Origin of the sequence: Paenibacillus sp. FSL R5-0517, from assembly GCF_037974355.1 — a bacterium.
Taxonomy (GTDB): Bacteria; Bacillota; Bacilli; order Paenibacillales; family Paenibacillaceae; genus Paenibacillus.
Genome location: NZ_CP150235.1, coordinates 3,571,136 through 3,593,450, shown reverse-complemented (window position 1 = coordinate 3,593,450; position 22,315 = coordinate 3,571,136). Strand labels below are relative to the sequence as shown.

Below are 22,315 nucleotides of genomic sequence, written 5' to 3'. Positions count from 1 at the left end.
TGTCTCCCCCATATCATTCTAAATTGGTTAGATCTGAATCCGTCTTACTCTTTAACAGCACCAAGAACAATCCCTTTAACAAAAAAGCGTTGCAGTAAGGGGTATACAAACAAAATCGGTGCCATGCCAATGAATATCTGAGCGGCCTTGATCGTCCGTTGTGAGATGTTCTCCAGGTCTTCGGGCCGCACGGAAACTTTACTGAAGTCCTGCTGTACGATGATCGTCTGGAGGAAAGTGGCTAATGGATACTTTTCGTGATCCGTCAGGAAAATCAACCCATCGAACCAGGCATTCCAGTGCCCTACCATGGAGAACAAGGAGAGTGTAGCGATGGCTGGCATCGACACGGGCAAAAAGACAGAGATCAATGTTCGAAAGTAACCCGCACCATCGATGAAGGCAGCCTCCTCCAGCTCTTTGGGAACGTTGCGGAAGAAATTCAATAAAAGAATCATGTTCCAGACAGATACCGCTCCGGGAAGAATAAGCACCCACATCGTGTTGAGTAAATTGAGTTTCTGGATAAGAATGTAGAATGGAATTAATCCTCCGCTGAACAACATCGTAAATACAAAATACCAGGTGTAGATGTTACGCCGCTTGAAGCTGCGATTCTCCCGAGATAAAGGGTAGGCCGCTAACGTGACAATAACCATACTCAGGATTGTACCCAGCACAGTTCGCTGTACAGCAATCCATAGGGAACGAAGGAAGTTCTCATTGGCCAATGTTTTCTCATAAGCATCTAGCGTAAATTCTACCGGAAAGAGTCCAACCAGATTCGCATTGGCAGCTGCTTTACCGCTGAAGGAGACCGCGAGAATGTGAATCAACGGGACTATACAGAGTAGTGATAATAAAATTAAGAACGTATAGTTAAACACAGTGAATACTTTGTAAGGCTTCGTTTTGTGATACATGAGGTGAGGTCTCCTTTCTAGAAAATACGGTAGTTCGCAAATTTATACGCTGCACGGTATGCAATCACGATCAACACGAATCCAACCACCGATTTGAAAAGTCCGACTGCAGCCGAGAATCCAAACTTGCCATCGATGAGACCTACCCGATATACAAAGGTGTCGATGATATCACCCTTATCGTAAACGAGCGGGTTATACAGATTGAAAATCTGATCGAATCCTCCGTTCAGGATATTCCCGAGGGACAACGTTCCTACCACGATCATGATGGGAATGAGAGCCGGAATCGTAATGGACCAGGTTTGCTGCCAGCGACTTGCTCCGTCCACCTCAGCTGCCTCGTACAGTGCTGGATTAATGCCTGCCAGCGAGGCAAGAAAGATAATGGCACCGAACCCAAATTCCTTCCAGATATCACTTGTAACAACGACGATTCTAAACCAAGTGCCATCCCCAAGGAAAAAGATCGGTTCAATACCAAACACCGCCCCAAGAAACTGATTGATCATGCCTTTCGTTGCAAGCATGTCCAGCAAAATTCCGCCTAGAATGACCCATGACAGAAAGTGCGGCAGATAAACGAACGTTTGTATACTCTTCTTGAAGGTTTCCTTTCGTACTTCGTTAAGGAGCAAGGCAAAGATCAGCGGTGCAATCAGACCTCCAATCAGTTTCAACCCCGCAATAATCAGGGTGTTCCAGATCACCTTCACATTCTCCGGCATACTGAACAGGAATTGGAAATGCTCAAGTCCAATCCAGGAAGACTTGGCAAACCCGAGCCAGGGCTTGTAATCCTGAAAAGCAATGACCAATCCACCCATCGGTATGTACGCAAATATGAACGTCAGGATAACTGCTGGCAATAACATCAGATCCAGTGCCAGCGTTCGCCTGGAGCCTTTATTGCGTTTGGTACGCCGGGGACTCGGACGAATCACATCGGCTTGGGGCGGTGTATTGGCTTTTGCATTACTCATTCGTGTGCTCCCCCTCTTTCTCTATTGGTTTCAGAGACATCAGCCAAGGTTCTGTATGATCTCTGTAGGTTTAAGTATAGATTGGCTTCCTCCAAGTCAACATGATAAAACCATAGCTTCGATAACAAATTGTTAATATGACTTGTCGTTTGCACGAAAAGAACCCTCATACCTATGGATCGTTCTCTCCACAAGTACGAGGGTTCTGACTATACAGTGATACCTAACGAAGATTTAATGTTTGTCTTTTCCTGCAAAAGAGAGAATGCCATACTGGGACGTATTTCTCCAGCTTTCATTCGTTGTATCATTCCACTTCGCTACGTTTTGCTTGCCCTCCCCCTGGTTATCATTAATTTGAAGCTCGAAACCGATCACATCTCCTGCTTTGGGTGTCAGGGACTGCAACTTGATTCTGGCTTCGACCAGATAGCCTTTTTTGGTTTTCTTCACCGCACTTGTGAACCGTCCAGGCGAGGCGCTGCCTGCGAAGGTTCCCACGTTGTCTGCGCTGACTCTGAATTGGGCGTCATCATATTGGAAATACGGTGTGCGCTGGTGATTTTCGTCCAGGAAAATCTCAACCGAATCCTGATCCCATGGATTAATACTATCCGTGATAATGTTTGGGTCTGTAACGTCGATCAGCAGATACAGATACTCATCTGACCACAGCGCACGAGCCACAGCCTCAGCGCCTGGCTCTTTATTCAACCGTTTTATTTCAAAAGGAACGGCCTTATTCCACACCGCCTCTTTATGCCCGTCAATCTGAACTTGAGCTTGCACAGCTTCTACTGATTTTGGCATAGGGTCAAGTTGAATCACGCCGTATTTGCTGGTATCTGTGTCCTGAGATTGTGTGCGGTCGTTCCAATACAGTGCTTGATTCGGTTGCTCTACACCTGCACTGCCGTCCGTCACACGGATGTCGAAGCCGATTTCAGAGCCAGAATTCACCTTTATATGACTCCAAGGAATGGACAATTCTACCTGATACCCGCCTTTCGTTTCTCTTACACGAGATGAACGCACATCTTTACCCTGATATTTGCCTGTACGTGTAATCATAATATGTCGGTCATCTTCTTCGTAGGAGGAGGTCTTGCCATTATTAAAATCAACAAAGATGTCTACGCGGTCATTCTTATCGACTTTCGCATCTTGTACATCGACCAGAAGATAGAGGTTTTTGGGGTCCCATAAGGTACGGAAGCTGGCTGTACCGGATGACTCTCCCTAACGCCAAGAGTGGAGTCAGAAATTATGCCATGGCTGTGACCGAATGTGCCACTCCCGAAATCAAGCAAATTCTGATGAAACAGCTCGATGAAGCGATAGACTCTCATGAGAAGATATCAAATTACATGGCACAGCATGGCTTATATCATCCCTTCCATATTTCAGAGCAAATTCAGCTCGACCTGAAAAACATTCAAACGGCTATCAACATTCCGTCCTGACAGCGCCTAACTACTGCCGGAGATTTCTAAGTGCATAATGTACCCTGTGTCCATAATCTAGTAATGAAACAAGGGGGGAACCATTCCGCCTTTGTTTCTGCTGCGTCACGATACATACTTAAAGAAACGTCCTCGACTTGTTCACTCTTCCACCCTCCCTGTTTATAATCCACACATCCAACAACGTCTCATGCATTTGTTGAGTGCCAGTCTCAAACCAGCGGATCAACTTGCCGTTTCCGAGCCTTCGCTTTGTTCTTTTTATATGAATTTCAATGTATACAAACTTCATAAATTCCTTCGTTTTTATACCACTCCTTCTTCATTTGCGTCCTGTAGTATGACTTACATCGGGATAACGAAGGAGCAGAACGAATGAAGAAAACGATGATGTTAAGCTTACTCATAGTCATTATGGCAGGAATGATCTGGTGCAACTGGGGGCTTGTTAGGACAAGTCAGAATCAGCCGGACTCTATACCTGGTGCCAGCGGCTGGCAGGAAAACAGGCTTATTGCACATGCATTCGGTGGAGTTGACGGTGCCAGCTACACCAATTCTTATGAGGCATTTATAACCAATTACAATAGAGGGTACCGTTTGTTCGAGGTTGATCTTGTGCAGACGACGGACGGGAAGCTTGTAGCCAGACATGATTGGTCGCAGAAGCTACAGCCCGGCTTGACTGCTCATCGCGGACGAAACGTAACCAAGCTTCAGTTTGCGAACTCGCTTATTATGGGAAGATTCCACCCTCTTACCCTGCCGGACATCCTGCAGCTGATGCAGCAATATCCTGATTTTGACTTAATTGTGGACACGAAAGCAGGCAGCAAAGCGCAAATTCAGCACCGGGTTATACCTGAAATCTTCAGCCCGGAAATGTATGACACGGTTATGGGAATCCATCCCTTTCCAAACAAAATATATTCACTTTACAAAACTGGCGCCTCCGCCGAAAGTATTGTAGAATTCGTAAGGGACAAACAACTGACAGCTGTTGCCATGCCTGCATACCGCGTGTATCTAAACCCCAATTTAGTTTCAGCACTGAATAAGTTTGGGGTAAAAAGTTATGTTCACACGGTGAACAGCAGACCGGTTATGCAGATTCTGTCCAGGTTTGGGGTACATGGGTTTTACACAGATCAGGAAGAATCACCAGAGGAGCTGATGCTTGCAGACGCTCCCCCCGGCCATGTTGAATTTTCGGGATACATGAGTTCCGGATTAGCAAGTATAAGAAATATCGTGATGAAGGTGAGAAATAATGGCTATCAATAACATTCTTGTTGTAGACGATGAACCAGAAATTCGAGAAGCGCTCGTTATTTATTTGAAAAGCGAAGATGTGGATGTATTCACTGCCTCTAACGGATTGGAGGCGCTGGAAATTCTTGAACAAGAAACCATTCATCTTATTATTATGGACAACATGATGCCGCAGCTCGATGGAATTAAAACGACATTTAAAATTCGTGAAAACAAAAATATACCGATCATTATGCTTTCCGCCAAGTCAGAAGATAGCGACAAGATTTTAGGACTCAACGTTGGTGCTGATGACTATATTACGAAGCCGTTCAATCCTCTAGAGCTGATTGCCAGAGTCCGATCTCAGCTGCGCCGGTTTACGAATTTAGGTTCCTTTCAGTCAAACGGGGATGAGCTTATACAAGTAAGAGGACTCGTGCTGAACAAAAGCTCGAAGACTGTTGAGATAGATGGTGAGGACGTTAGATTAACCCCGAAGGAATACAAAATTCTGGAGCTGCTGATGGAGAACAAAGGCAGAGTTTTCTCCATTGAAGAGATTTATGAGCGCGTGTGGAATGAACTGATCTTCACTTCAGAGAATACGGTTGCCGTACATGTAAGAAACATCCGTGAAAAAATTGAAATCAACCCTAAAGACCCAAAATATTTAAAGGTGGTATGGGGAATTGGATACAAAATCGAGAAAAAATAAAGCCGATCGGAAGCTTCCAATCGACCTTATTGTCATCATTGTCGCCGCGATCTCATGGATCCTCATACTTATAAACTCGTATTCATACACGGGGTTGAGTATTAGCTATTCAACTTCAAGTTACATCCAGGCACTGCTTGCCTTTATTATTCTTTGCTTACTGGCAAGCAGGTTGTTTCTTTATTTTAAGGCACCCCAAGCTGGACGTTCCTTCTGGCATGGTAGCCTGCTGATGGATTACTTTCATAGCTGGAGAACCGGTCTTAGAGCCAGTTTGCAGAACTGGAGATTAACGTTTGGCATCATCATGATGTTTCTGCTAACTCCGATAGCGGGCATTTGTATTTGGCAGGCAGCCACATATTACGGTGTATACGAACAGGACTTGCTCATACTCTATGTGTTGCTGTATGTGCTGTTCCTGGTTCCGTATATCCTTTCCAAGCTTGGACGCTTTATCGCCATCATCAACGGGAGCAAAGAAATTGCTGAAGGCAATATTCAGAATACGATTCAGGTAACCGGCAAGGATGCCCTATCCAAGCTTGCTGGCTATATTAACAATATGAAAGCCGGGTATCAAAGCGCGCTGGAGAATCAAATGAAGAGTGAACGGTTAAAAACAGAGCTGATTACCAATGTATCGCATGATTTGAAAACCCCGCTTACTTCTATTATCAACTATGTTGATTTATTAAAAAAAGAAGATCTGTCTACGGAGACTACCCGAGCCTATATTGAAACCCTGGACCGGAAGGCGCTACGGATGAAGCTGTTGATTGAAGACCTGTTCGAAATCTCCAAGATGGCCAGCGGTACAGTAGAGCTGGATATTGAATACGTCGATGTCGCGACATTATTGACACAGGCGATCGCCGAGTCCAACACTGGTATGGGACAAGCGTCGGCAGTGATTCGGGAGAGGATCGCGAAATTCCCCATCCATGCACATTTGGACGGCAATAAAATTTGGCGTGTATTCGAAAATTTAATTGGCAACGCGCAGAAATATTCGCTTCCAGGAACCAGAATCTATATTTATTTGGACGAGTCTGATGATCAGGTACAATTCAAAATTCAAAATACGGCTGCGTATGAGATTGATTTTGCTGCGGAAGAGTTGTTCGAGCGTTTCAAAAGAGCAGATGAATCCCGCCAGACAGAAGGCTCTGGCCTAGGGCTGTCCATTGTGAAAAGCATCGTTGAGCTGCACGGCGGGGAGATCAACATCGAAATTCATGGCGATCAATTCAACGTTATTCTGCATTTGCCCAAGCAGCGCTTAATTTAAAAGTCCTAAAACCAAGTTAACCCTCAATGCTCCTTTTCAGGATGTATGAGGGTTAACTTTTCATTTTTATTCAGATATTGAAGGTGAATCGCATGAATGGCTTACCAACATTGCTCACTACTTATTAGTCCAGAAGACTGTAGATTTGAATGCTCTCGACCTTGGCATCCTTGATATGAAATGACATCACATCCACATAATTGGACGGCTCGTAACGGAAGTCATCCTCCTCATCTGGAGCGCCATCACCAACGAGTTTCCCCTCAGGGTAGGCGTTTTTGAGTGTATCGAGGCTATCCCCTGCTTGAATGTTTCGCACTGTGGCGTACTTAGGATCTGTGATTTCGATATGAAAGATGGAGTCTTGTTTCCCCTCAGGTATACTGATGGTTTTAATCTCCAGACCGGGATACGTGTACACTTTTTCCGTAAAACCGATTAAGTTATCCATATTGGTTCCATCGTCAGCACTGTACGTATGAGATTTCAGGTTATCCGGTTTGCCCAGCATCTGTTCCATCTGTTCTTCATTCGCTGTATCCGAAATCGCAAAGGTATGCTCATTATAGACAAAAGCAAGCTCCTTCAGTACCACATTGCCTTCCTTCTCCATCGAACCTTCCTTAATAGCTTCAGTTCCCTTTTCTTCAGTACTTTCGGAAGCAGGCGTATTAGCATTTGTTGTACCTTCGCCTGTGTTCTGTTCGTTTGCTGTGTTCTGTCCGGTTGCTGGAGATGTAGCATCACTGGATTGACAGCCCGTTAATGCCGCCGTTAGTAACGCACCTAGTACGATAAAACTTGCAGCTTTCTTTGTTAATTTCATCATGATCCCTCCATAAATGTGTGATTTGTTCTTATGAAGTGATTATAAATAAAAGATTTGTTAGTCTTATAACAGAAATGTACCAATCTTGTAACGTTACCTATTTAGGCTTGGGTTTGAAATGCAGGGCTACGCACGAGGCAAAACAATTGTAACGGTCGTCCCTTTTCCCAGTTGACTTTCAATGTCGATATATCCATTAAACCGCTCTACAATCTCTTTGCAAATGGAAAGTCCAAGACCCGACCCATTTGCTGTACTTGCATTTTTCGCTCGGTAAAAGCGTTCCTGCACTCGCTCCAGCTCATCGCCCGCGATGCCTATGCCTTGATCACGTATCCGTATAACGACCTCGCTTGGCGTATGTTCCAACTTCAATTCGATCAGCGATGGACTGCCTGAATATTTGATGGCATTGTCCACAAGATTGGCGATGGCATGGGACATCAGCATTGGATTCACGTTGGCTTGCACTCTTGTCATACCGTCATCTTCCGGTTCTTGCTCCGCCTGACTAACTCTGATCTCGATCCCTCTATCCTTAGCCTTGGCTCCCATATTCATTGCAACTTGCTGAATCAGTTCGTTCATTTCCGTCTTCCGGGCTTCCAAATCATTAGAACCCGCCTTATCGAATCGAGATAATAATAACAGTTCATTAATCAAGCGGGTGAGTCGATCTGATTCCTGCAACAGATGAGCATAGATTTTTTGCAGCTCCTTGTTCTCAGTCTCTCCTTCAACCAAGTATTGAGAGAAACCACGAATGGCTGCCAAGGGTGTTTTTAACTCGTGAGATACGTTGGAGACAAATTGTTTCTGGTACTGAATGTAATCATGAAGCTGTCGCCCCATGGAATCCAGCCCATCTGCCAGCATGCCCAGCTCATCCTTCCGTTTTAGATGAACTCTCCGAAACTCCTGTCTGGAGAAGCTTTGCACAGCGCCAAGTAGTATCTTAATCGGCTTGGTTGTATTGCGTGCAATCCACAGACTGGATAACGTAATCAGCACAATGAAACCGCCTGCACCTGCAAACAGGATATAACGGATTTGATTCATGATCGCATAAAAGTAGGAAATGTCATCCACGAATTCATACACATAAGCGTTTTCGTAGAATTGATTCTGAATGGGCGTCGCAAAATAAAGCTGATGATCTTCCGTGACGGTGTAGGCATAACTGCCGCTCAGTGCTTTCTCTATATTTTTGTCGAAAATAAGCGGTTTGCCATCATTAATGATGATGCCATCCACAGCCAAGCCCAGTAATTGCTTGGAGCTATCATAGATACGTACTTCCTTGCCTGAAGCTTTCAGCTTCTCCAGAGCAAGTCTGACGATTTCCTCCGTCTGCGGCTCTCCTGACGATGACCTGTGCTGTGCCAACACCTCACGGAAGGACAGCTCGGACAGATCCGCCTTCTCCATCATCTGTTTCTCAATGGTAACGAAGCTGTAGTAATCGATTGCTTTGTTCACCGCAAAAATGATGATGCCAAAGGACAGCACGGAGAAAAATAAATAATTCAGCAGTAACCGGGTTGCATACTTCAGGCCTCGCCACCTCCAAGTTGATAGCCAAATCCATAGATCGTCCTAACATACTTCGGTTCGTCCGCGTTATCCTCCAACTTCTTCCGTAATCGCATGATGGTCATATCCACACTGCGACTGTCTCCCATAAAGTCATATCCCCACCCAATCTGCAGCAATTCATCCCGGGTAAAAATTTTTTCTGGCCTTTTTAGTAACGTTTCCAGAATTTTAAACTCTTTGGCCGTTAAAGACACAGGTACATCGTTTTTCAGCACTCTTCGGCTTTCCAAGTCAAATGTCAACTCTTCATGAATGATGCGTGTAGATGTCACCTCTGTTCCTTCGCTTGATTCCTCCTTGCTCTCGTTTCTTCTCAGAATCACCTTGATGCGAGCGAGCAACTCACGATTATCAAAGGGTTTGGTCATATAATCTTCCGCGCCCAGTTCTAGTCCAAGCACCTTGTCGATTACCTCATTTTTGGCTGAGAGCATAATCACAGGAATGGCGCGTTTTCCGGTAATTTCCTTGCACAAATCATATCCGGAGCAATCTGGCAGCATCAGATCAAGTACCACTATATCGGGTTGAAAAGAGTCGAGCAGCCTCAGGCCCGTTTTGCCGTCCTCTGCGGTCTGCACATCATAGTTTTCTCGCCTTAGCACCAGCTCAATTAAATCTCGAATAGCGATTTCATCATCAATGACTAAGATTTTCTTCAAAATGTACACGCACCCCTATCTACCCTTGTTCTCCAACGTCTTCAATCCTATATTAACCCATCTTAGCACAGACGCTTTAGATTCCTCCACCGACAGGAAGATGAGGTATAATCCAACGAACCCCACATAACTTGTAATAAACCCGAAGAAAGGAGAACAATCCATGGATCTGCTCTGGGTACTCATTGTTGGTGGACTTATTGGTTGGTTAAGCGGCAACTTGATTGGGCGAGATGTACCGGGCGGTGTACTTGGGAACGTTATTGCGGGTTTTATCGGTTCCTGGTTAGGAACGGAATTGCTGGGACCAAGGGGACCGGTGATTGGCGGATTTCACATTATTCCAGCCATCGTTGGCTCCATTATTGCCCTGCTCATCTTCTTCGCTCTCGCACGTGGCGGAGCCTTCCGAAGACGTTAATCAAGAGAGACGAAGACCGATACCGTCGTTCATTAGATAAAAGGACCGAAAGCATTCATCGATGGGAGATGAACACTTACGGTCCTTTTTTTGTACTGCTTTATCCATTTTTCAAGCCTAAAAAGGCATGGAAGATCAAACATTTAGCTGCTCCAAAAATATTGCATCCGTTTATAGCCTACATCCCATACTTTTTCGTTCCCTTCGATGGTGATCTTCAGTTGGCTTCCCGGTTCGAGAGGAATCTTGAATATCAACGGGAATAGTTCAGGATCACTCCGTTGATCTTCTCCAGACCCGGTCATTATCTCGTTTCCATTGAGGGTAACACGAATTTTTCCTGAATAATCTGTTGGTTCAGGGATTCCGTAATAAAAAGAGAAAATCGTCTCTCCCTCAGACGTGTATGTAAACGTTTTAGGATCTCCGCCTTCAGCGCCGTACATATTATAGAGAATCTTTACATTTTGATCGCTTATTTTGATGCTGTCCGGTTTGTCTGCAGATGATGAATTACCCGAACTGTCCATCCATTCGTTGATTGCCATAAAAGGGCCTTCTACTTTAGTTGCTGCGTTATCTATCGCTCCGAATAATCCCCATACGACTAATAAAAGAATCATACCGGAAATAGCCGTTCTTACCAGATTGCGCCAGAGGTTCCGGGAACGGAAACCAAGTTTGTACGCCCCATAACCAATGGTTGCTCCTATCGTATTCTGAATGGCATCGTTTATATCGAAACTACCAAGTAAGGTAAGGGCCTGGATGGTTTCCAGCACAAGAATCGCTATAACAAACAAGGTAAAGAACCGGGCAAAGGTAATCCTGTACAACCATGGCATCAGGATACCAAAAGGGATAAAGGCGGCAATGTTACCCAAATCAACTAAAGTCATGAGACTGGGATGCAGGAGTTCAGATAGAGCCGGCAGTTTAAAAAAGCTATCTGGGGAGAAAAGAAAGGTATAGCCAGTCGTTGTCTCTGAAGCATCTCTTCTACCGAAGGCGAGGAACATAAAATAAAGAATAAACAATGTATAGAATATGGTTAAGGTTAGAATGATTTTACGTTGTTTGGTCATGGTTAACTCCTTTGCCAGATGCATGTGCTTATCTAGGCTTATTGCCCCGTCTATTTTACCACATATTATAATTAAGCTGCTTATAGTGTTATGGAACCTCTGATCCTTCATCATTTTCGGCAACTAAAGGATAGAAAAAACAGCGGCATTTGTAGGACACAATATCCTGAAATGCCGCTGTATAGAGGAGTTAATGAACAATGAGGACTGGGCAACTTGATAACTGTGAAACCTTGTGGCTGACACTTCCAAGCATCATTTCTTTTATGCCTATTAGCCCACGGCTTCCGATAATAATAAGTTGCTGCTCGGTATCCCTTGCATAATTCAATAGTTCATGCCCAGGATCTCCCTTAAGATGAACAGTTTCCGGGTTAATTCCCGCAGACTTTAATTTAGATTTGGCTTGATGCAACTGTTCCAAACTCGCTTTCTCCATTTCGTTCATTATGTCTTCCAGAAAATTCTCTGGTAAAAACGTCATGCCGATCGGCACATAACTCTGGCTAACATGAACCAAGGTAACTTGAGCTTGTTTATTTTGTGCTATTTCAACGGTTGCATCAAGGAGTTTGTTCGTTATTTCGCCTTTATCAATGGCGACTAGAATTTTGTCAAACATAGTTATCATCCTTTCCGTGACATTTCGTAACTATTTTGACTACCCACAAAGCGGTTGTTTGCTGCTCCTATACCCACTAAAAAGAGTAAGATCGAAGCCCCTAGAAGAATGAAAAGTGGCAGGTTCCAGCTATTTGTTGCATCATGCAGATATCCTATAAGAGCTGGACCGAGTGCGGCAAGAAGATATCCGATCGATTGGGCCATACCAGATAGTTCCGCTGCTTGATGCGCATTTTCAGTGCGTAACCCGAAAAACATCATGGCCAAACTAAAGGCGAAGCCTCCACCAATTCCGAGTATGATGATCCACAACAGAATGATAGTGGAACTGCCGTAAAGAAGTCCGAGCGTCCCGCTCAAAAGCAAAATGGTTGTGATGACGACTAACAAGCGTTGACTAGACATACGCCCAGCAATCACAGGCACAATAAAGGTAAATGGAAGCATAGCTAACTGCATGATGGAGAGATACCAGCCTGATTGGTTGGATTCAATTCCTTGCTGCTTTAAAATTTCGGGCAACCATGCGATCAACACATAGAAAACCATGGACTGTATCCCCATAAAAATCGTTACTTGCCAGGCAAGTGGGGATCGCCAGACATTCACATCGTTGCTGGCCATCTGTTGACTCGTCTTGGCTGTTTGGTCCGTTTGATTTCTTAATTGGGGTAACCAACACAGGATTGATACAAAGCTTAGTATCCCCCATACCGCCAGTGCTCCCTGCCATTTTAGCCCTGCGGTTATGGCTAGCGGTACACTGATTCCCGAAGCGATTGCCCCAGATAAATTCATTGAAATAGAGTAAACTCCTGTCATGGATCCGATTTTATTTGGAAAATCCCGTTTGATTATACTCGGCAATAATACATTACATACGGCAATGGCGAATCCAAGAACTGCTGTCCCAATAAACAGATTAACTGCACCAGATAAAGATCGTATTACAATACCAACAGTCAGCAAGATTAAGGCAATCAAAATGATACGCTCAACCCCATACCTTCTCCCTAATTTGGGTACGAGAGGTGATAATAAAGCAAAGGCAAGCAAAGGTACCGTTGTGATCAGACCTGCTAATGTATTAGAAATATGAACGTCATCCCTTATAAAACCCACTAAAGGACCAACTGAGGTCAAGGGCGTGCGTAAATTAGCTGCAATAACGATAATGCCGAGAATGATCAACGCTATAGAGGATGGCACGAATTTTTTATTTTGTTTAGTCGGCATTCTTTATGTCTCCTTCCTGAATTCTTGCATATTATATTTCCTTCCTGCTGCTTAAAAACTTTGCTATAACATTCGCGCGAATAACGAAAGTATATTATAATATACTTTATTAAACAATAATTATTTTATGATATACTAAAACCACCTAAAAAAATGCAGCTCCGAGTTTCCGTCATGGAATTCGGAGTTGCATTTAATAAGTGGCTTTTCGACTTTTAGAAACCATATTTTAAGGATATATGGAGCACTGTTTCGCTATTCGTATGATTGGTATAAGCGTGAGGATAATCTGCACGGAAACTGATCGTATCATATTGATTCAATATGTGAATCTCTCCATTGACTTGTAACTCAATGGAACCGGTCATTACTGTCGCAATTTCAGTTGTATTCACATGATGACCTTCAGGGTAATATGAGCTATTTGGCTGTAAATAAGCCCGACACATTTCAATATCATTGCTTTTAAAAACGGGTTCAATGATCCAATTTTTTTCATCATTAGAAAACCGCAGTCCCTCGCCTGCCCGATACAAACTAACAGGTTTCTCTGCTGTGAACAAGGCCAATAGCGGTAAAGATATTCCTTTTGATATTTTCCATATAATGGCCAAAGTTGGATTGGTCTCGCCACGTTCTATATTTCCCAGTGTAAGTTTGCTTACGCCTGTTAATTCCGATAAGTCGTCTAAGGTCATGTTTTTTTCTTTTCTGTACTTTTTCAATGCAATGCCGATTTGTAATACAATTTGTTTTGATTCATGCATTTCATCCATTTGATATTCACCTCTACAAAAAACTATATAGCTAGTATATTGTTTATTTGGATTCTTTTCCATACTCTCCTAACGACGTTACTCAATAACGAACATCATACGTGTTATATTTGAAAAATGGTATAGGTTATGAAAGGTGGTTTGACAAATGAAGATTCTCATCGTTGGCTATTTTAGCGAGACTTCAAAATTAAATATTGCAAGGTGTTTTCCGCAAGACTGGAACGTTGTAATTGTTCCGCCTGGAAACGAAATGCTGCATCATATTAAAGATTGCCAAGTAATCATTCCTGAACATATTAAAGTGGATCATAGCCTGCTTTCTATCGCAAAAAAATTGAAATTGGTACAGACGGGTGCGGGATATGATAATGTGGATGTCCCTGCCTGTACACAGCTCGGCATTTGGGTGGCCAATGCTGCAGGAGTAAATGCACAGGCAGTGGCCGAGCACGTAATGGCACTGATATTGTCTTATTATAAAAACATACCGTTTCTGGATACTTTCATGAAAAACAAGATGGATGAACATCAATTGGACTATGCAGGGAGTGAATTAAAAGACAAAACGATTGGGATTATCGGTTTGGGCGCGATCGGAAAAAAAGTAGCTGCGTTTTGCAGGGTCTTTGATATGAATGTGCTGGCTTATGCCAGAAATGCCATTGCACAATCGGACGATTTGGTGAAAATGGTGGATTTCGATACGCTTATAAGCACATCGGACATCGTCAGTGTACATGTACCCTTGAATCAACAGACCAAACAGATGATCAACAAAGCGACATTCAAAAAAATGAAGAATACATCTCTTTTTATCAACACAGCCCGTGGCGGGATTGTCAACGAAAAGGACTTAATGGATGCATTAAAAAACGGGGATATTTCAGGTGCATGTCTGGATGTGTTTGAATCTGAACCACTTCCTATGGACAGTGATCTCCGGAATCTGGGTAATGTGATACTTACTCCCCATACAGCGGGAATGCCTGATGGTCGGAAATATCATAAAACAAGATATGATTTTTTTATAAAGAATATAAAACGTGTAGAAAATGGTGAAGAGCCTGAAAGCAAGCTCAATCAGTTATGATGTTTTGGTGTGCTTTGCGTCCGACATGGACCGCTTGGCTTTTAAATGCCTTTGTACGCGGCGATGGTATCCGTAAACGCTCTTGGTTAATAGCGCTGGTCTACCCTGTCTTCAACCATCTGTTCTTCCTTTTCGTAATTCTTGCGATATACGGATGGAGAAATCCCTTTCCACTTGCGAAAGGCTTTGCTGAAATGATATTCATCATTGTATCCGCAAGCACTGGAAATTCGCTTAAACGTGTAATTTGTATAGGTCAAATAACGTTCGGACTGGCGTAGCCTTACTTCTGTTAGATAATCTTTGGGAGACCTCCCCAGGTGATTCATAAATATTTTACGAAGATAAGATTCGGAAATGGCATGTTTGTTAGCGATGTCTCGGATGTAGAGTTTTTCAGCAAATCGTGTCTCCAGTTCCTCTTTAATTCGAAAGAAAATGGAAGTGGTGTCTCTCGTCGCCGGAAAATGATCAGGTCGGTGTAATGTGGCGATTAGCTTCAAAAGCAGAGCGCAACTTACCATCTCGCGATAGTGATTTCCCAATAACCACGATTCCGTGATTTCATTAAAAGCATGATCAAGTCGTAAGGCTTGCTCCGAATAGTGCTTGCTGAAAAATGGAATGTTCATCCGATGCATGGGTTGAGGTGACTGCCACTCGGGCGTTATATATGGAAGCGCACAACAGTCAAACAAGATCATGCTAATGGTCAAGGGAGACTGTTGTGAACTTTCCATCCTCATCTGTGCACCAGGCGCCATATAAAATAACATTCCCTGTTGTACTTCATAAATTTGATCTTTTGTATGAAATACCCCCTTACCTTCATGTATCCAATAAAAGGTGTGTATAGATGTATTGTTGCGGATATCCGACCAATCCATCGGTGTTTGCTTTCGTGCGCTCCATACGATTCGAACCACCAAATCAAGGGGATTATACATTTTTTATTCAACCTCCTACATAGACTATCCTACCTTCTTTGTCGATATAAATAAACTCAAAGATGGAGCGATTTTGACATGCCTTGGATCGAATTGACCATGGATAACCTCTTCCCAATTCGTTAATTTAAATGTATTACCGCAAATGGGATTGGACATAGGAGGAATTGTAAAAGATGATTAGACTTTTCGATACGCATCATATTCGGATCAGCAGTGAGCTTGAAGGTCTGTGGGAATTTTCTCCCATTCATTATGTAGGCGAACGACCTGAAGAATTTCCTTATAAGCTACCTGTTCCAGGATGCTGGGAGACTCACCCTCATTTTGGCACCTACAGAGGGAAAGCTGTATATCGAAGAGTGATTTCGGTATCAAACCAGACTCATATCCGATTGGAATTCAAAGGCGTGAGCCATACGGCTGATGTGTATTTTGACGGAGCTTTAGTTACATCTCACTACAATGCTTACACATCCTTTGATGCAATTATCCCCGACGTTGTTGCAGGTGAACATGAAATTTTAGTTTACGTGGATAACACCTTCAGCGAAGCGTCCGCACTGCATGTGCCGAATGATTATTATACCTATGGCGGTCTCATTCGCCCTGTTGTTTTGGAAGAACTGAGCGATGTATTCATTGAAAAGGTGATGTTCACACCTCTGCTGCAATCTAGTCAGTGGACGGGGCAATGGAGAGTGATTATTCGGAATATCGGCCAAACCTCTCATCAAGTCCAGGTCATTGGAGAGCTTGCAGGAACCGAATCTATGATAGGTCAAGGAGAGTTGCTACCTGGTGCGCAAGCAGAATTCATACAAACGCTATCTTATCCGGAAGTTTTGGAGTGGTCGCTGGAAAAGCCAAATCTCTATAGCCTACAAGCCCAAATCATCGTTAATGAATCAAAAATCGATGATTATATCGATAGAATAGGGTTCAGAGAAATTTCTACTGCTAACGGAAAAATACATTTAAATGGACATAAAATTAACCTGAAAGGTGTAAATCGACATGAAGATCATCCCATGGTGGGTTGTTCATTCCCTCTTCCACTGATGGTTAGGGATATCGACCTTATACAAGGCATGGGATGTAATTCAATCAGGACAAGTCATTATCCGTATGATGAACGGTTCCTTGATATATGTGACGAGCGAGGAATTGTGATCTGGGAAGAGAATCATGCTAGAGGGTTGAGCCTGGAACAGATGCGTAATCCTAATTTTGCCTGGCAAAGTGAGCAAGTAACGCGGGAAATGGTGGAACAACATTTTAATCATCCCTCTATTATCATCTGGGCGATCCTGAATGAATGTGCCAGTGATACGGAGGAAGGTAAGGTCCATTATGCCAAGCAACTGGGCATTATCGGTGAGTTAGATCCTAGTCGGCCGCGTTCCTTTGCATCCCACCATAGAGGTCACGAGCTCTGCTTTGAGCTTGCAGAGATCGTTTCGTTTAACCTGTATCCTGGCTGGTATACAGATGAGAATCCAGTTGATTTAGCCATGGAAGCACTCCAATGGGCTAATCAACTGGGTGGAGCAGGCAAGCCAATCATTATGAGTGAATTTGGAGCAGATGGATTCTATGGTTTCCGTAGTGCTAATAGGGAAAAAGGGTCGGAAGAACGGCAAGCCGACATTCTGCGTATTTGTTTGAAAGCGTATCAGGATTCTCCACATATTTGCGGCATGTTTATATGGCAATTTAGCGATTGCAGAGTGACTGAAGGAGAAGGTTGGTTGCTGACTCGCTCCTGCACTCGCAATAGCAAAGGACTGGTGGATGAATATCGTAGGCCAAAGCTTGCATATGAAGTTACGCGTGAGCTGTATAGTTCATACCGCTAAATCATTCAAAATCACATGTTGTGTAGTCAGGACTTCCTTCAATTGGGGGAAGTCCAAAGCTATGATCTTCAACAGGTGCTTTGCAACAAGTGATAGCGTCATCGAGTGTGGTTGCGTTGGATCACATTCTTTTCTGTCAGAATATATTTTCCCTACTTCTCTGCTTGCTTCAATAAAGAATTCGGTTCTTCCCTGTTTCTGATTATCGTATGCGAGTCCATTCGTGAAACCATACTGTATTTTCGCTCAACATAATGGGATTATTACCGGACCAGCCATGTTAAGATTTAACCTGTATGTTCCAATTTAGGAACAAAACACTGAATATGCACGGAGGTAAAGAGATGACTACCCTTACGATTGAGATTCGGGATGCAGCCAATCAATTGCTCGCAATGAACACAGATTCAGACCAAGTCCACCTTGTTTATAACAGGCCCTATCAACCGGGCGATTCGGTTATTGTGAAAAGCCTGGATGCCGGACAATATCTGCTCATGCAACTGGATGATGCGATGAATGAAGCCTTTGTGTTTCTGGCAGGACACGAATATCAGTTCATCATCCCATTTGCTGAGAAAAAAACCTCCTATTCGCCCAAAGCCTTTTCGGGCGATCTTCATGTGATGACTGCACAGCTTGCTTCACCTGAAGATATATCCGCCTACAAAAACCTGGCTGAGAACGTATACGACCATCATGATAACACCTCGCTCTTTCCTCATGCTTCCGCCAATGTAGAGACACGCGGTGAAGCGGTTTTTGCTGCGCGAAATGCGATTAACGGCAATACTGTTTCTTTCTCCCACGGGGAATGGCCTTTCGAATCATGGGGCATTAATATGCAGGATGATGCGGAATTTAAGGTCTCTTTCGGCAGAATGGTACGCATCGACAAAATCAGACTTGTGCTTCGAGCCGATTTTCCGCACGACAATTATTGGACACAAGTCACGCTCTCCTTTTCGGATGGCAGTAGTGAGGTCGCTCGACTGGTGAAATCAGGAAAAGCGCAAACGATTTCCCTGATTCCGAAAAATGTAGAATGGGTCAAGCTTAGTGAGTTGATCAAGTCAGACGAGCCCGCTCTTTTTCCTGCCCTGACCCAGTTCGAGGCTTATGGTCACGAGATTAACGAAAGAGGAGAATGATCAGATTCAGTCCGCAAATTGTACATTATGGCTCATACAAGTAAGACACCAAAAAGGCACTATCTTGTGATAGCGCCTTTTTGGTGTGTGTTTGATTGTCCGTGCTACCCCTTAATCGCTCCGGATGCCAAACCTTTGACAAAATATTTTTGCAAAAAGACAAATACGATAAGCACCGGCACGATTGACATGGTGGTACCTGCAAAAATCATGTCCCACCTGGAAGAGAATTCGCCGACGAAGTAAAAAATTTCCACAATCATCGTTTTGGGTTGTCCTGAAGGCAATACCAGCATCGGCATGAGAAAATCGTTCCAGATCCCTAATCCTTGAAGCACGACCATGCTCGCCGTACATGGTCCAAGTAACGGGAAGACGATGCGCCAGAAAATTCCGTATCGTGAGCAGCCGTCAATTTCGGCAGATTCTTCGATCTCTCGTGGAATGCTTTTAAGAAAACTGGTGTACAAGAGACAACCAAAACCGACGGAACCTGAGACGTAAATGGCGATCGGACCTGCCAACGAACCATACAGCCCCAGCATCTTCAATTCCTTAAACAAAGGAATCATGTAAGCCTGAAACGGGATCATCATACCTGCCAGGTAGAACACAAAAATGAAATTGGTCCAGCGGCGAGCGTGGCGTTCAATAGCATAACCAGCCATTGGGATAATGAGCACCATGAACAAAATGGAGAACATGGTAAGCAGAAAACTGTTTAAAATTGCCGCAGGAAAATCGGTTTCGGTCAACAAATATTTAAAGCTGTCCAGATAGAGGGTTTTAGGCAATGCAATAGCATTGCGTAAAATATCCCCATTGCTTTTGAAGGCAGATATCAGATTAAACAGAATCGGAAAGAAAAAAACAATAGCAATAAACGTTGTTATCAGTAGTGTTATGATATCATTCCCGGTCACTTTTCTTTTTTTGTTCATTAGAGCTGTACCTCCCGTTTGCGAAGTACCTTAACCTGAATAATGGTAATGACCATAATCAACAGGAAAAGAACCAAGGCCATGGCCGTACCGAATCCTTGACGCATTTCTCCAAACCCGACTTTGTAAATAATATAGGTCAGCGTTTCTGTTGCAAAGCCAGGGCCACCATCCGTCATTACAGCGATCTGGTCAAATATTTTCAGTGATCCGATCATAGACAACACGGAGCATACGGTGACTGAACCTGCCAGCAACGGAAAGGTTACATGCCGGAATTGCTGCCACTTATTGGCACCGTCTATGGATGCTGCCTCACCAAGATCCGCCGAGATTCCTTGAAGGCCCGCGAGATAAATAATCATATAATAACCTGCCGATTTCCATACGGTCGAAAGAATAATGGAAATCAGGGCATAGTCTGGATTACCTAGCCAGTCCACCATCCATGATTCCAGGCCGATGGCGCTCAAAATTTGATTCAACACTCCGAAATTATAGTTCAAAATAATCGTCCATATGAATCCCATGACAATTCCGCTCATAAGCACCGGAAAGTAAAAAATGCTGCGAAACAAATTTTTGGCCCAGCGGACATTTTCGACCAGCATCGCCAGGGCGAGTGCTACCGCATTTTCCACCAGCACCAAAACAACTGTTAAAATCAGCGTGTTTTTGAGAGCATTGTGCACTCGCTCGCTATACCATATTTCCTTGAAATTGGCCAAACCGATAAAGTTAACCTTACTGCTTACGCCATCCCATGATGTAAAGCTGAGATACACACTGCTCAACGTTGGTACGATGACGAACATAACGTACAGAATGAACGATGGTAGAATAAACAACACGGCATAGTGCGGCCATTTTCTTTTTCTTTTGGCAGTTGGCATGGAGTTTGCCTCATATCTGTTCTTTGATTTAAGCATGGCCCTGCTCCTCTCTCCTCTCCTCTGTTCCTATCCGAAATATAAGCAGGCCTTCCGGTCATCGCGGAGGCCCACTCCGAATTATTGCTGATTCGAAGCTACGTTCGAGTCGTACTCCGCATCTGCTTTTTCCATATATTCCTTCACGTCTGTGTTGGAAACAACGAGATCCTGCATTAATTTGTAATACCAATTACGGAACTGCGAAGGAATCTGATTTTCGCCATACCATTGATTGATCATAAGCGATTTCTTCACGTTGCTGTCTTCTGCCAGATCCAGTACGGTTTGCATTTGCTCGGATACCTGAAGTTCAGGTTTGTCTTTGGTGGCTGGAATAGTGTTCGTTACACTTACAAATTCGCCGTATTGTTCTTTATCAAAGAAGAATTTAAGGAAAGCTACCATTGCTTCTTTTTTTGCTTGATCCTTTGCCGCTTCGGAAGACAACGACCAGCCCGCAGGAGAAGGGAGTCCTACCACATTGATGTTGCCCTGACGATCCGGCAGCGCGTAAAAACCGAATTCGAAGTTGGGATCCGCTTCCTCGATTTGGGTGAACATCCACGGTCCAGAGAATAACTGCGCCGCTTTACCGGAAATAAGGATCGATGTCGTTTGGTTATCCCCTGTGCTCAGCCAGCCTTTATCCACGTAATTTTGGAAAAGCTCCTTGTAGTCGTTCATCGCCTGCACGACGTTGTCATCGGTGAAACTTACCTGTTTTGCCGTACGTTTTGAGTTCCAGTCCGGGTCGATCGCATATACCTGATCGATGAGGAACTTGTTAAGCCAGAAACCCATATGGAAAATATCTTTGCCGCCAACCACAATTGGAGTAATGCCTGAAGCCTTCAATTTTTCCTGGTCCGCCAGAAATTCATCATAGGTTTTTGGAAGCTCGGTAATACCTGCATCTCGATAGGCTTTTTTACTATAAATGATGCCTTCCGGCGCATTAAGCCCCATGGGAGCGTTGTATACTTTGCCGTCAATAGCTGGAACTGAATCGAACAGATTCTGGACTTCCTGCGGAAGTTCAGCAATTTTGTTTGCTTTGAGGAATACCTCTGTGTCACGCATTTCTACAAGATCAGGGAATTCGCCAACGGCATCCTTTGTCTTTAACCAGTCGAGGTATGAAGAGGACGTGCCCTCGCTGATATCTTTAATAATGATATTTGGATTCGCTTCCATAAAAGCTTTAATTTTTTCGGAGATGGCTTGTTTGCCTGCAGGGTCCCCTGTGGCATAACCGATGCTGAAGGTGACTTTTGATTCTGTAGAATTGCCTGATGAACCCCCTGTCGTTGTATTGGTATCACCACTGCTGCTGCATGCCGACAAAGCCGATGTCACGAGCAAAGCCAATGCTAACACGAGTCCGCGTTTTCTTTTTGTTTTCATCTGAATGGCCTCCCTTTCGGAAATGAGAGCGCTTGCTAAAAGCAATTACTCTTTCTATTGATAGATTAACAAATTCAATCCTTCTGTAAAATGAAGTTTCTCTAGCTTCAGGTGTAGCATTTTCGAGTTT

Annotated in this window: 21 protein-coding genes and 1 pseudogene; 8 read left to right on the top strand and 14 right to left on the bottom strand. The window is 43.8% G+C overall.

Going from position 1 to position 22,315, the window contains the following annotated elements; all coding sequences use genetic code 11:
• Positions 1-44: 44 nt before the first annotated feature.
• The 3 genes and pseudogenes from MKX40_RS15865 to MKX40_RS15855 all read right to left on the bottom strand — a co-directional run.
• Positions 45-923 carry a carbohydrate ABC transporter permease gene (locus MKX40_RS15865; protein ID WP_339233796.1) on the bottom strand — a complete coding sequence of 293 codons (879 nt, stop codon included), beginning with the start codon at positions 921-923 and terminating at the stop codon, positions 45-47.
• Positions 924-940: 17 nt separating this feature from the next.
• Entirely contained in the window at positions 941-1,798 is an 858-nt protein-coding gene (locus MKX40_RS15860) for an ABC transporter permease subunit (RefSeq protein ID WP_339243096.1), read from the bottom strand.
• A 342-nt stretch (positions 1,799-2,140) separates the two neighbouring features.
• Positions 2,141-3,118 (bottom strand): annotated as a pseudogene (locus MKX40_RS15855) (sugar-binding protein); the annotation flags it as partial.
• Between the two features lie 17 nt (positions 3,119-3,135).
• Here MKX40_RS15855 and MKX40_RS15850 point away from each other — a divergent pair.
• The 4 genes from MKX40_RS15850 to MKX40_RS15835 all read left to right on the top strand — a co-directional run bounded on the left by MKX40_RS15850 (position 3,136) and on the right by MKX40_RS15835 (position 6,629).
• Complete coding sequence (locus MKX40_RS15850; RefSeq protein WP_339233793.1) at positions 3,136-3,369, top strand: spore coat protein; 234 nt, start codon at positions 3,136-3,138, stop codon at positions 3,367-3,369.
• Positions 3,370-3,744: 375 nt separating this feature from the next.
• Complete coding sequence (locus tag MKX40_RS15845; protein ID WP_339233791.1) at positions 3,745-4,653, top strand: glycerophosphodiester phosphodiesterase family protein; 909 nt, start codon at positions 3,745-3,747, stop codon at positions 4,651-4,653.
• A complete protein-coding gene (locus MKX40_RS15840) occupies positions 4,640-5,338 on the top strand; it encodes a response regulator transcription factor (protein WP_339233788.1) in 699 nt (232 codons plus the stop codon). The genes MKX40_RS15845 and MKX40_RS15840 overlap by 14 nt, the downstream gene beginning before the upstream one ends.
• A complete protein-coding gene (locus MKX40_RS15835) occupies positions 5,313-6,629 on the top strand; it encodes a HAMP domain-containing sensor histidine kinase (protein WP_339233785.1) in 1,317 nt (438 codons plus the stop codon). The genes MKX40_RS15840 and MKX40_RS15835 overlap by 26 nt, the downstream gene beginning before the upstream one ends.
• Positions 6,630-6,753: 124 nt before the next feature.
• Here the strand turns inward: MKX40_RS15835 and MKX40_RS15830 are convergent, their stop codons facing one another.
• From MKX40_RS15830 to MKX40_RS15820, 3 genes are all read right to left on the bottom strand, one after another.
• Positions 6,754-7,458 carry a hypothetical protein gene (locus MKX40_RS15830; RefSeq protein ID WP_339233782.1) on the bottom strand — a complete coding sequence of 235 codons (705 nt, stop codon included), beginning with the start codon at positions 7,456-7,458 and terminating at the stop codon, positions 6,754-6,756.
• A 126-nt stretch (positions 7,459-7,584) separates the two neighbouring features.
• Positions 7,585-8,937, bottom strand: a complete 1,353-nt coding sequence (locus tag MKX40_RS15825; RefSeq protein ID WP_339233779.1) for a HAMP domain-containing sensor histidine kinase — start codon at positions 8,935-8,937, stop codon at positions 7,585-7,587.
• A gap of 71 nt (positions 8,938-9,008) precedes the next feature.
• Positions 9,009-9,725, bottom strand: coding sequence for a response regulator transcription factor (locus MKX40_RS15820; RefSeq protein WP_253436246.1), 717 nt, complete (start codon positions 9,723-9,725; stop codon positions 9,009-9,011).
• Between the two features lie 154 nt (positions 9,726-9,879).
• On the opposite strand from MKX40_RS15820, the gene MKX40_RS15815 reads away from it, so the two are divergent.
• Positions 9,880-10,137 carry a GlsB/YeaQ/YmgE family stress response membrane protein gene (locus MKX40_RS15815; RefSeq protein WP_091029919.1) on the top strand — a complete coding sequence of 86 codons (258 nt, stop codon included), beginning with the start codon at positions 9,880-9,882 and terminating at the stop codon, positions 10,135-10,137.
• Positions 10,138-10,280: 143 nt separating this feature from the next.
• Here MKX40_RS15815 and MKX40_RS15810 read toward each other — a convergent pair whose 3' ends face one another.
• The 4 genes from MKX40_RS15810 to MKX40_RS15795 form a co-directional block, all read right to left on the bottom strand.
• Entirely contained in the window at positions 10,281-11,222 is a 942-nt protein-coding gene (locus tag MKX40_RS15810; RefSeq protein WP_339243094.1) for a VanZ family protein, read from the bottom strand.
• Positions 11,223-11,412: 190 nt separating this feature from the next.
• Entirely contained in the window at positions 11,413-11,844 is a 432-nt protein-coding gene (locus MKX40_RS15805) for a universal stress protein (RefSeq protein WP_339233773.1), read from the bottom strand.
• Positions 11,845-11,849: 5 nt separating this feature from the next.
• Positions 11,850-13,082: an MFS transporter gene (locus MKX40_RS15800; RefSeq protein WP_339233771.1), complete on the bottom strand. Its 1,233-nt coding sequence runs from the start codon at positions 13,080-13,082 to the stop codon at positions 11,850-11,852.
• Between the two features lie 215 nt (positions 13,083-13,297).
• Entirely contained in the window at positions 13,298-13,921 is a 624-nt protein-coding gene (locus MKX40_RS15795; RefSeq protein WP_339233769.1) for an XRE family transcriptional regulator, read from the bottom strand.
• A gap of 85 nt (positions 13,922-14,006) precedes the next feature.
• Here MKX40_RS15795 and MKX40_RS15790 point away from each other — a divergent pair, with 85 nt between their 5' ends.
• Positions 14,007-14,951, top strand: a complete 945-nt coding sequence (locus tag MKX40_RS15790) for an NAD(P)-dependent oxidoreductase (RefSeq protein WP_339233767.1) — start codon at positions 14,007-14,009, stop codon at positions 14,949-14,951.
• Between the two features lie 86 nt (positions 14,952-15,037).
• Here MKX40_RS15790 and MKX40_RS15785 read toward each other — a convergent pair whose 3' ends face one another.
• Positions 15,038-15,898, bottom strand: coding sequence for an AraC family transcriptional regulator (locus tag MKX40_RS15785; RefSeq protein WP_339233765.1), 861 nt, complete (start codon positions 15,896-15,898; stop codon positions 15,038-15,040).
• Positions 15,899-16,074: 176 nt separating this feature from the next.
• On the opposite strand from MKX40_RS15785, the gene MKX40_RS15780 reads away from it, so the two are divergent.
• Positions 16,075-17,757, top strand: a complete 1,683-nt coding sequence (locus tag MKX40_RS15780) for a glycoside hydrolase family 2 TIM barrel-domain containing protein (protein WP_339233762.1) — start codon at positions 16,075-16,077, stop codon at positions 17,755-17,757.
• 344 nt (positions 17,758-18,101) lie between these two features.
• Positions 18,102-18,908 carry a carbohydrate-binding protein gene (locus tag MKX40_RS15775; RefSeq protein WP_339233759.1) on the top strand — a complete coding sequence of 269 codons (807 nt, stop codon included), beginning with the start codon at positions 18,102-18,104 and terminating at the stop codon, positions 18,906-18,908.
• A 104-nt stretch (positions 18,909-19,012) separates the two neighbouring features.
• Here the strand turns inward: MKX40_RS15775 and MKX40_RS15770 are convergent, their stop codons facing one another.
• The 3 genes from MKX40_RS15770 to MKX40_RS15760 all read right to left on the bottom strand — a co-directional run bounded on the left by MKX40_RS15770 (position 19,013) and on the right by MKX40_RS15760 (position 22,185).
• Positions 19,013-19,849, bottom strand: a complete 837-nt coding sequence (locus MKX40_RS15770; RefSeq protein WP_339233757.1) for a carbohydrate ABC transporter permease — start codon at positions 19,847-19,849, stop codon at positions 19,013-19,015.
• The gene (locus MKX40_RS15765) at positions 19,849-20,778 is read right to left on the bottom strand and encodes a sugar ABC transporter permease (RefSeq protein ID WP_339233755.1); all 930 of its coding nucleotides are present in this window, start codon (positions 20,776-20,778) and stop codon (positions 19,849-19,851) included. The genes MKX40_RS15770 and MKX40_RS15765 overlap by 1 nt, the downstream gene beginning before the upstream one ends.
• An 81-nt stretch (positions 20,779-20,859) precedes the next feature.
• Positions 20,860-22,185, bottom strand: coding sequence for an extracellular solute-binding protein (locus MKX40_RS15760; RefSeq protein WP_339233752.1), 1,326 nt, complete (start codon positions 22,183-22,185; stop codon positions 20,860-20,862).
• Between the last annotated feature and the right edge of the window lie 130 nt (positions 22,186-22,315).

Coding starts and splice junctions, on each gene's coding strand:
- MKX40_RS15845 (WP_339233791.1), top strand. CDS start 3,745: ATGAAGAAAACGATGATGTTAAGCTTACTCATAGTCATTATGGCAGGA.
- MKX40_RS15775 (WP_339233759.1), top strand. CDS start 18,102: ATGACTACCCTTACGATTGAGATTCGGGATGCAGCCAATCAATTGCTC.
- MKX40_RS15795 (WP_339233769.1), bottom strand. CDS start 13,921: ATGGAAAAGAATCCAAATAAACAATATACTAGCTATATAGTTTTTTGT.
- MKX40_RS15865 (WP_339233796.1), bottom strand. CDS start 923: ATGTATCACAAAACGAAGCCTTACAAAGTATTCACTGTGTTTAACTAT.
- MKX40_RS15800 (WP_339233771.1), bottom strand. CDS start 13,082: ATGCCGACTAAACAAAATAAAAAATTCGTGCCATCCTCTATAGCGTTG.
- MKX40_RS15785 (WP_339233765.1), bottom strand. CDS start 15,898: ATGTATAATCCCCTTGATTTGGTGGTTCGAATCGTATGGAGCGCACGA.
- MKX40_RS15840 (WP_339233788.1), top strand. CDS start 4,640: ATGGCTATCAATAACATTCTTGTTGTAGACGATGAACCAGAAATTCGA.
- MKX40_RS15810 (WP_339243094.1), bottom strand. CDS start 11,222: ATGACCAAACAACGTAAAATCATTCTAACCTTAACCATATTCTATACA.
- MKX40_RS15815 (WP_091029919.1), top strand. CDS start 9,880: ATGGATCTGCTCTGGGTACTCATTGTTGGTGGACTTATTGGTTGGTTA.
- MKX40_RS15780 (WP_339233762.1), top strand. CDS start 16,075: ATGATTAGACTTTTCGATACGCATCATATTCGGATCAGCAGTGAGCTT.
- MKX40_RS15765 (WP_339233755.1), bottom strand. CDS start 20,778: ATGCTTAAATCAAAGAACAGATATGAGGCAAACTCCATGCCAACTGCC.
- MKX40_RS15850 (WP_339233793.1), top strand. CDS start 3,136: ATGACTCTCCCTAACGCCAAGAGTGGAGTCAGAAATTATGCCATGGCT.
- MKX40_RS15770 (WP_339233757.1), bottom strand. CDS start 19,849: ATGAACAAAAAAAGAAAAGTGACCGGGAATGATATCATAACACTACTG.
- MKX40_RS15830 (WP_339233782.1), bottom strand. CDS start 7,458: ATGATGAAATTAACAAAGAAAGCTGCAAGTTTTATCGTACTAGGTGCG.
- MKX40_RS15760 (WP_339233752.1), bottom strand. CDS start 22,185: ATGAAAACAAAAAGAAAACGCGGACTCGTGTTAGCATTGGCTTTGCTC.
- MKX40_RS15805 (WP_339233773.1), bottom strand. CDS start 11,844: ATGTTTGACAAAATTCTAGTCGCCATTGATAAAGGCGAAATAACGAAC.
- MKX40_RS15860 (WP_339243096.1), bottom strand. CDS start 1,798: ATGTTATTGCCAGCAGTTATCCTGACGTTCATATTTGCGTACATACCG.
- MKX40_RS15790 (WP_339233767.1), top strand. CDS start 14,007: ATGAAGATTCTCATCGTTGGCTATTTTAGCGAGACTTCAAAATTAAAT.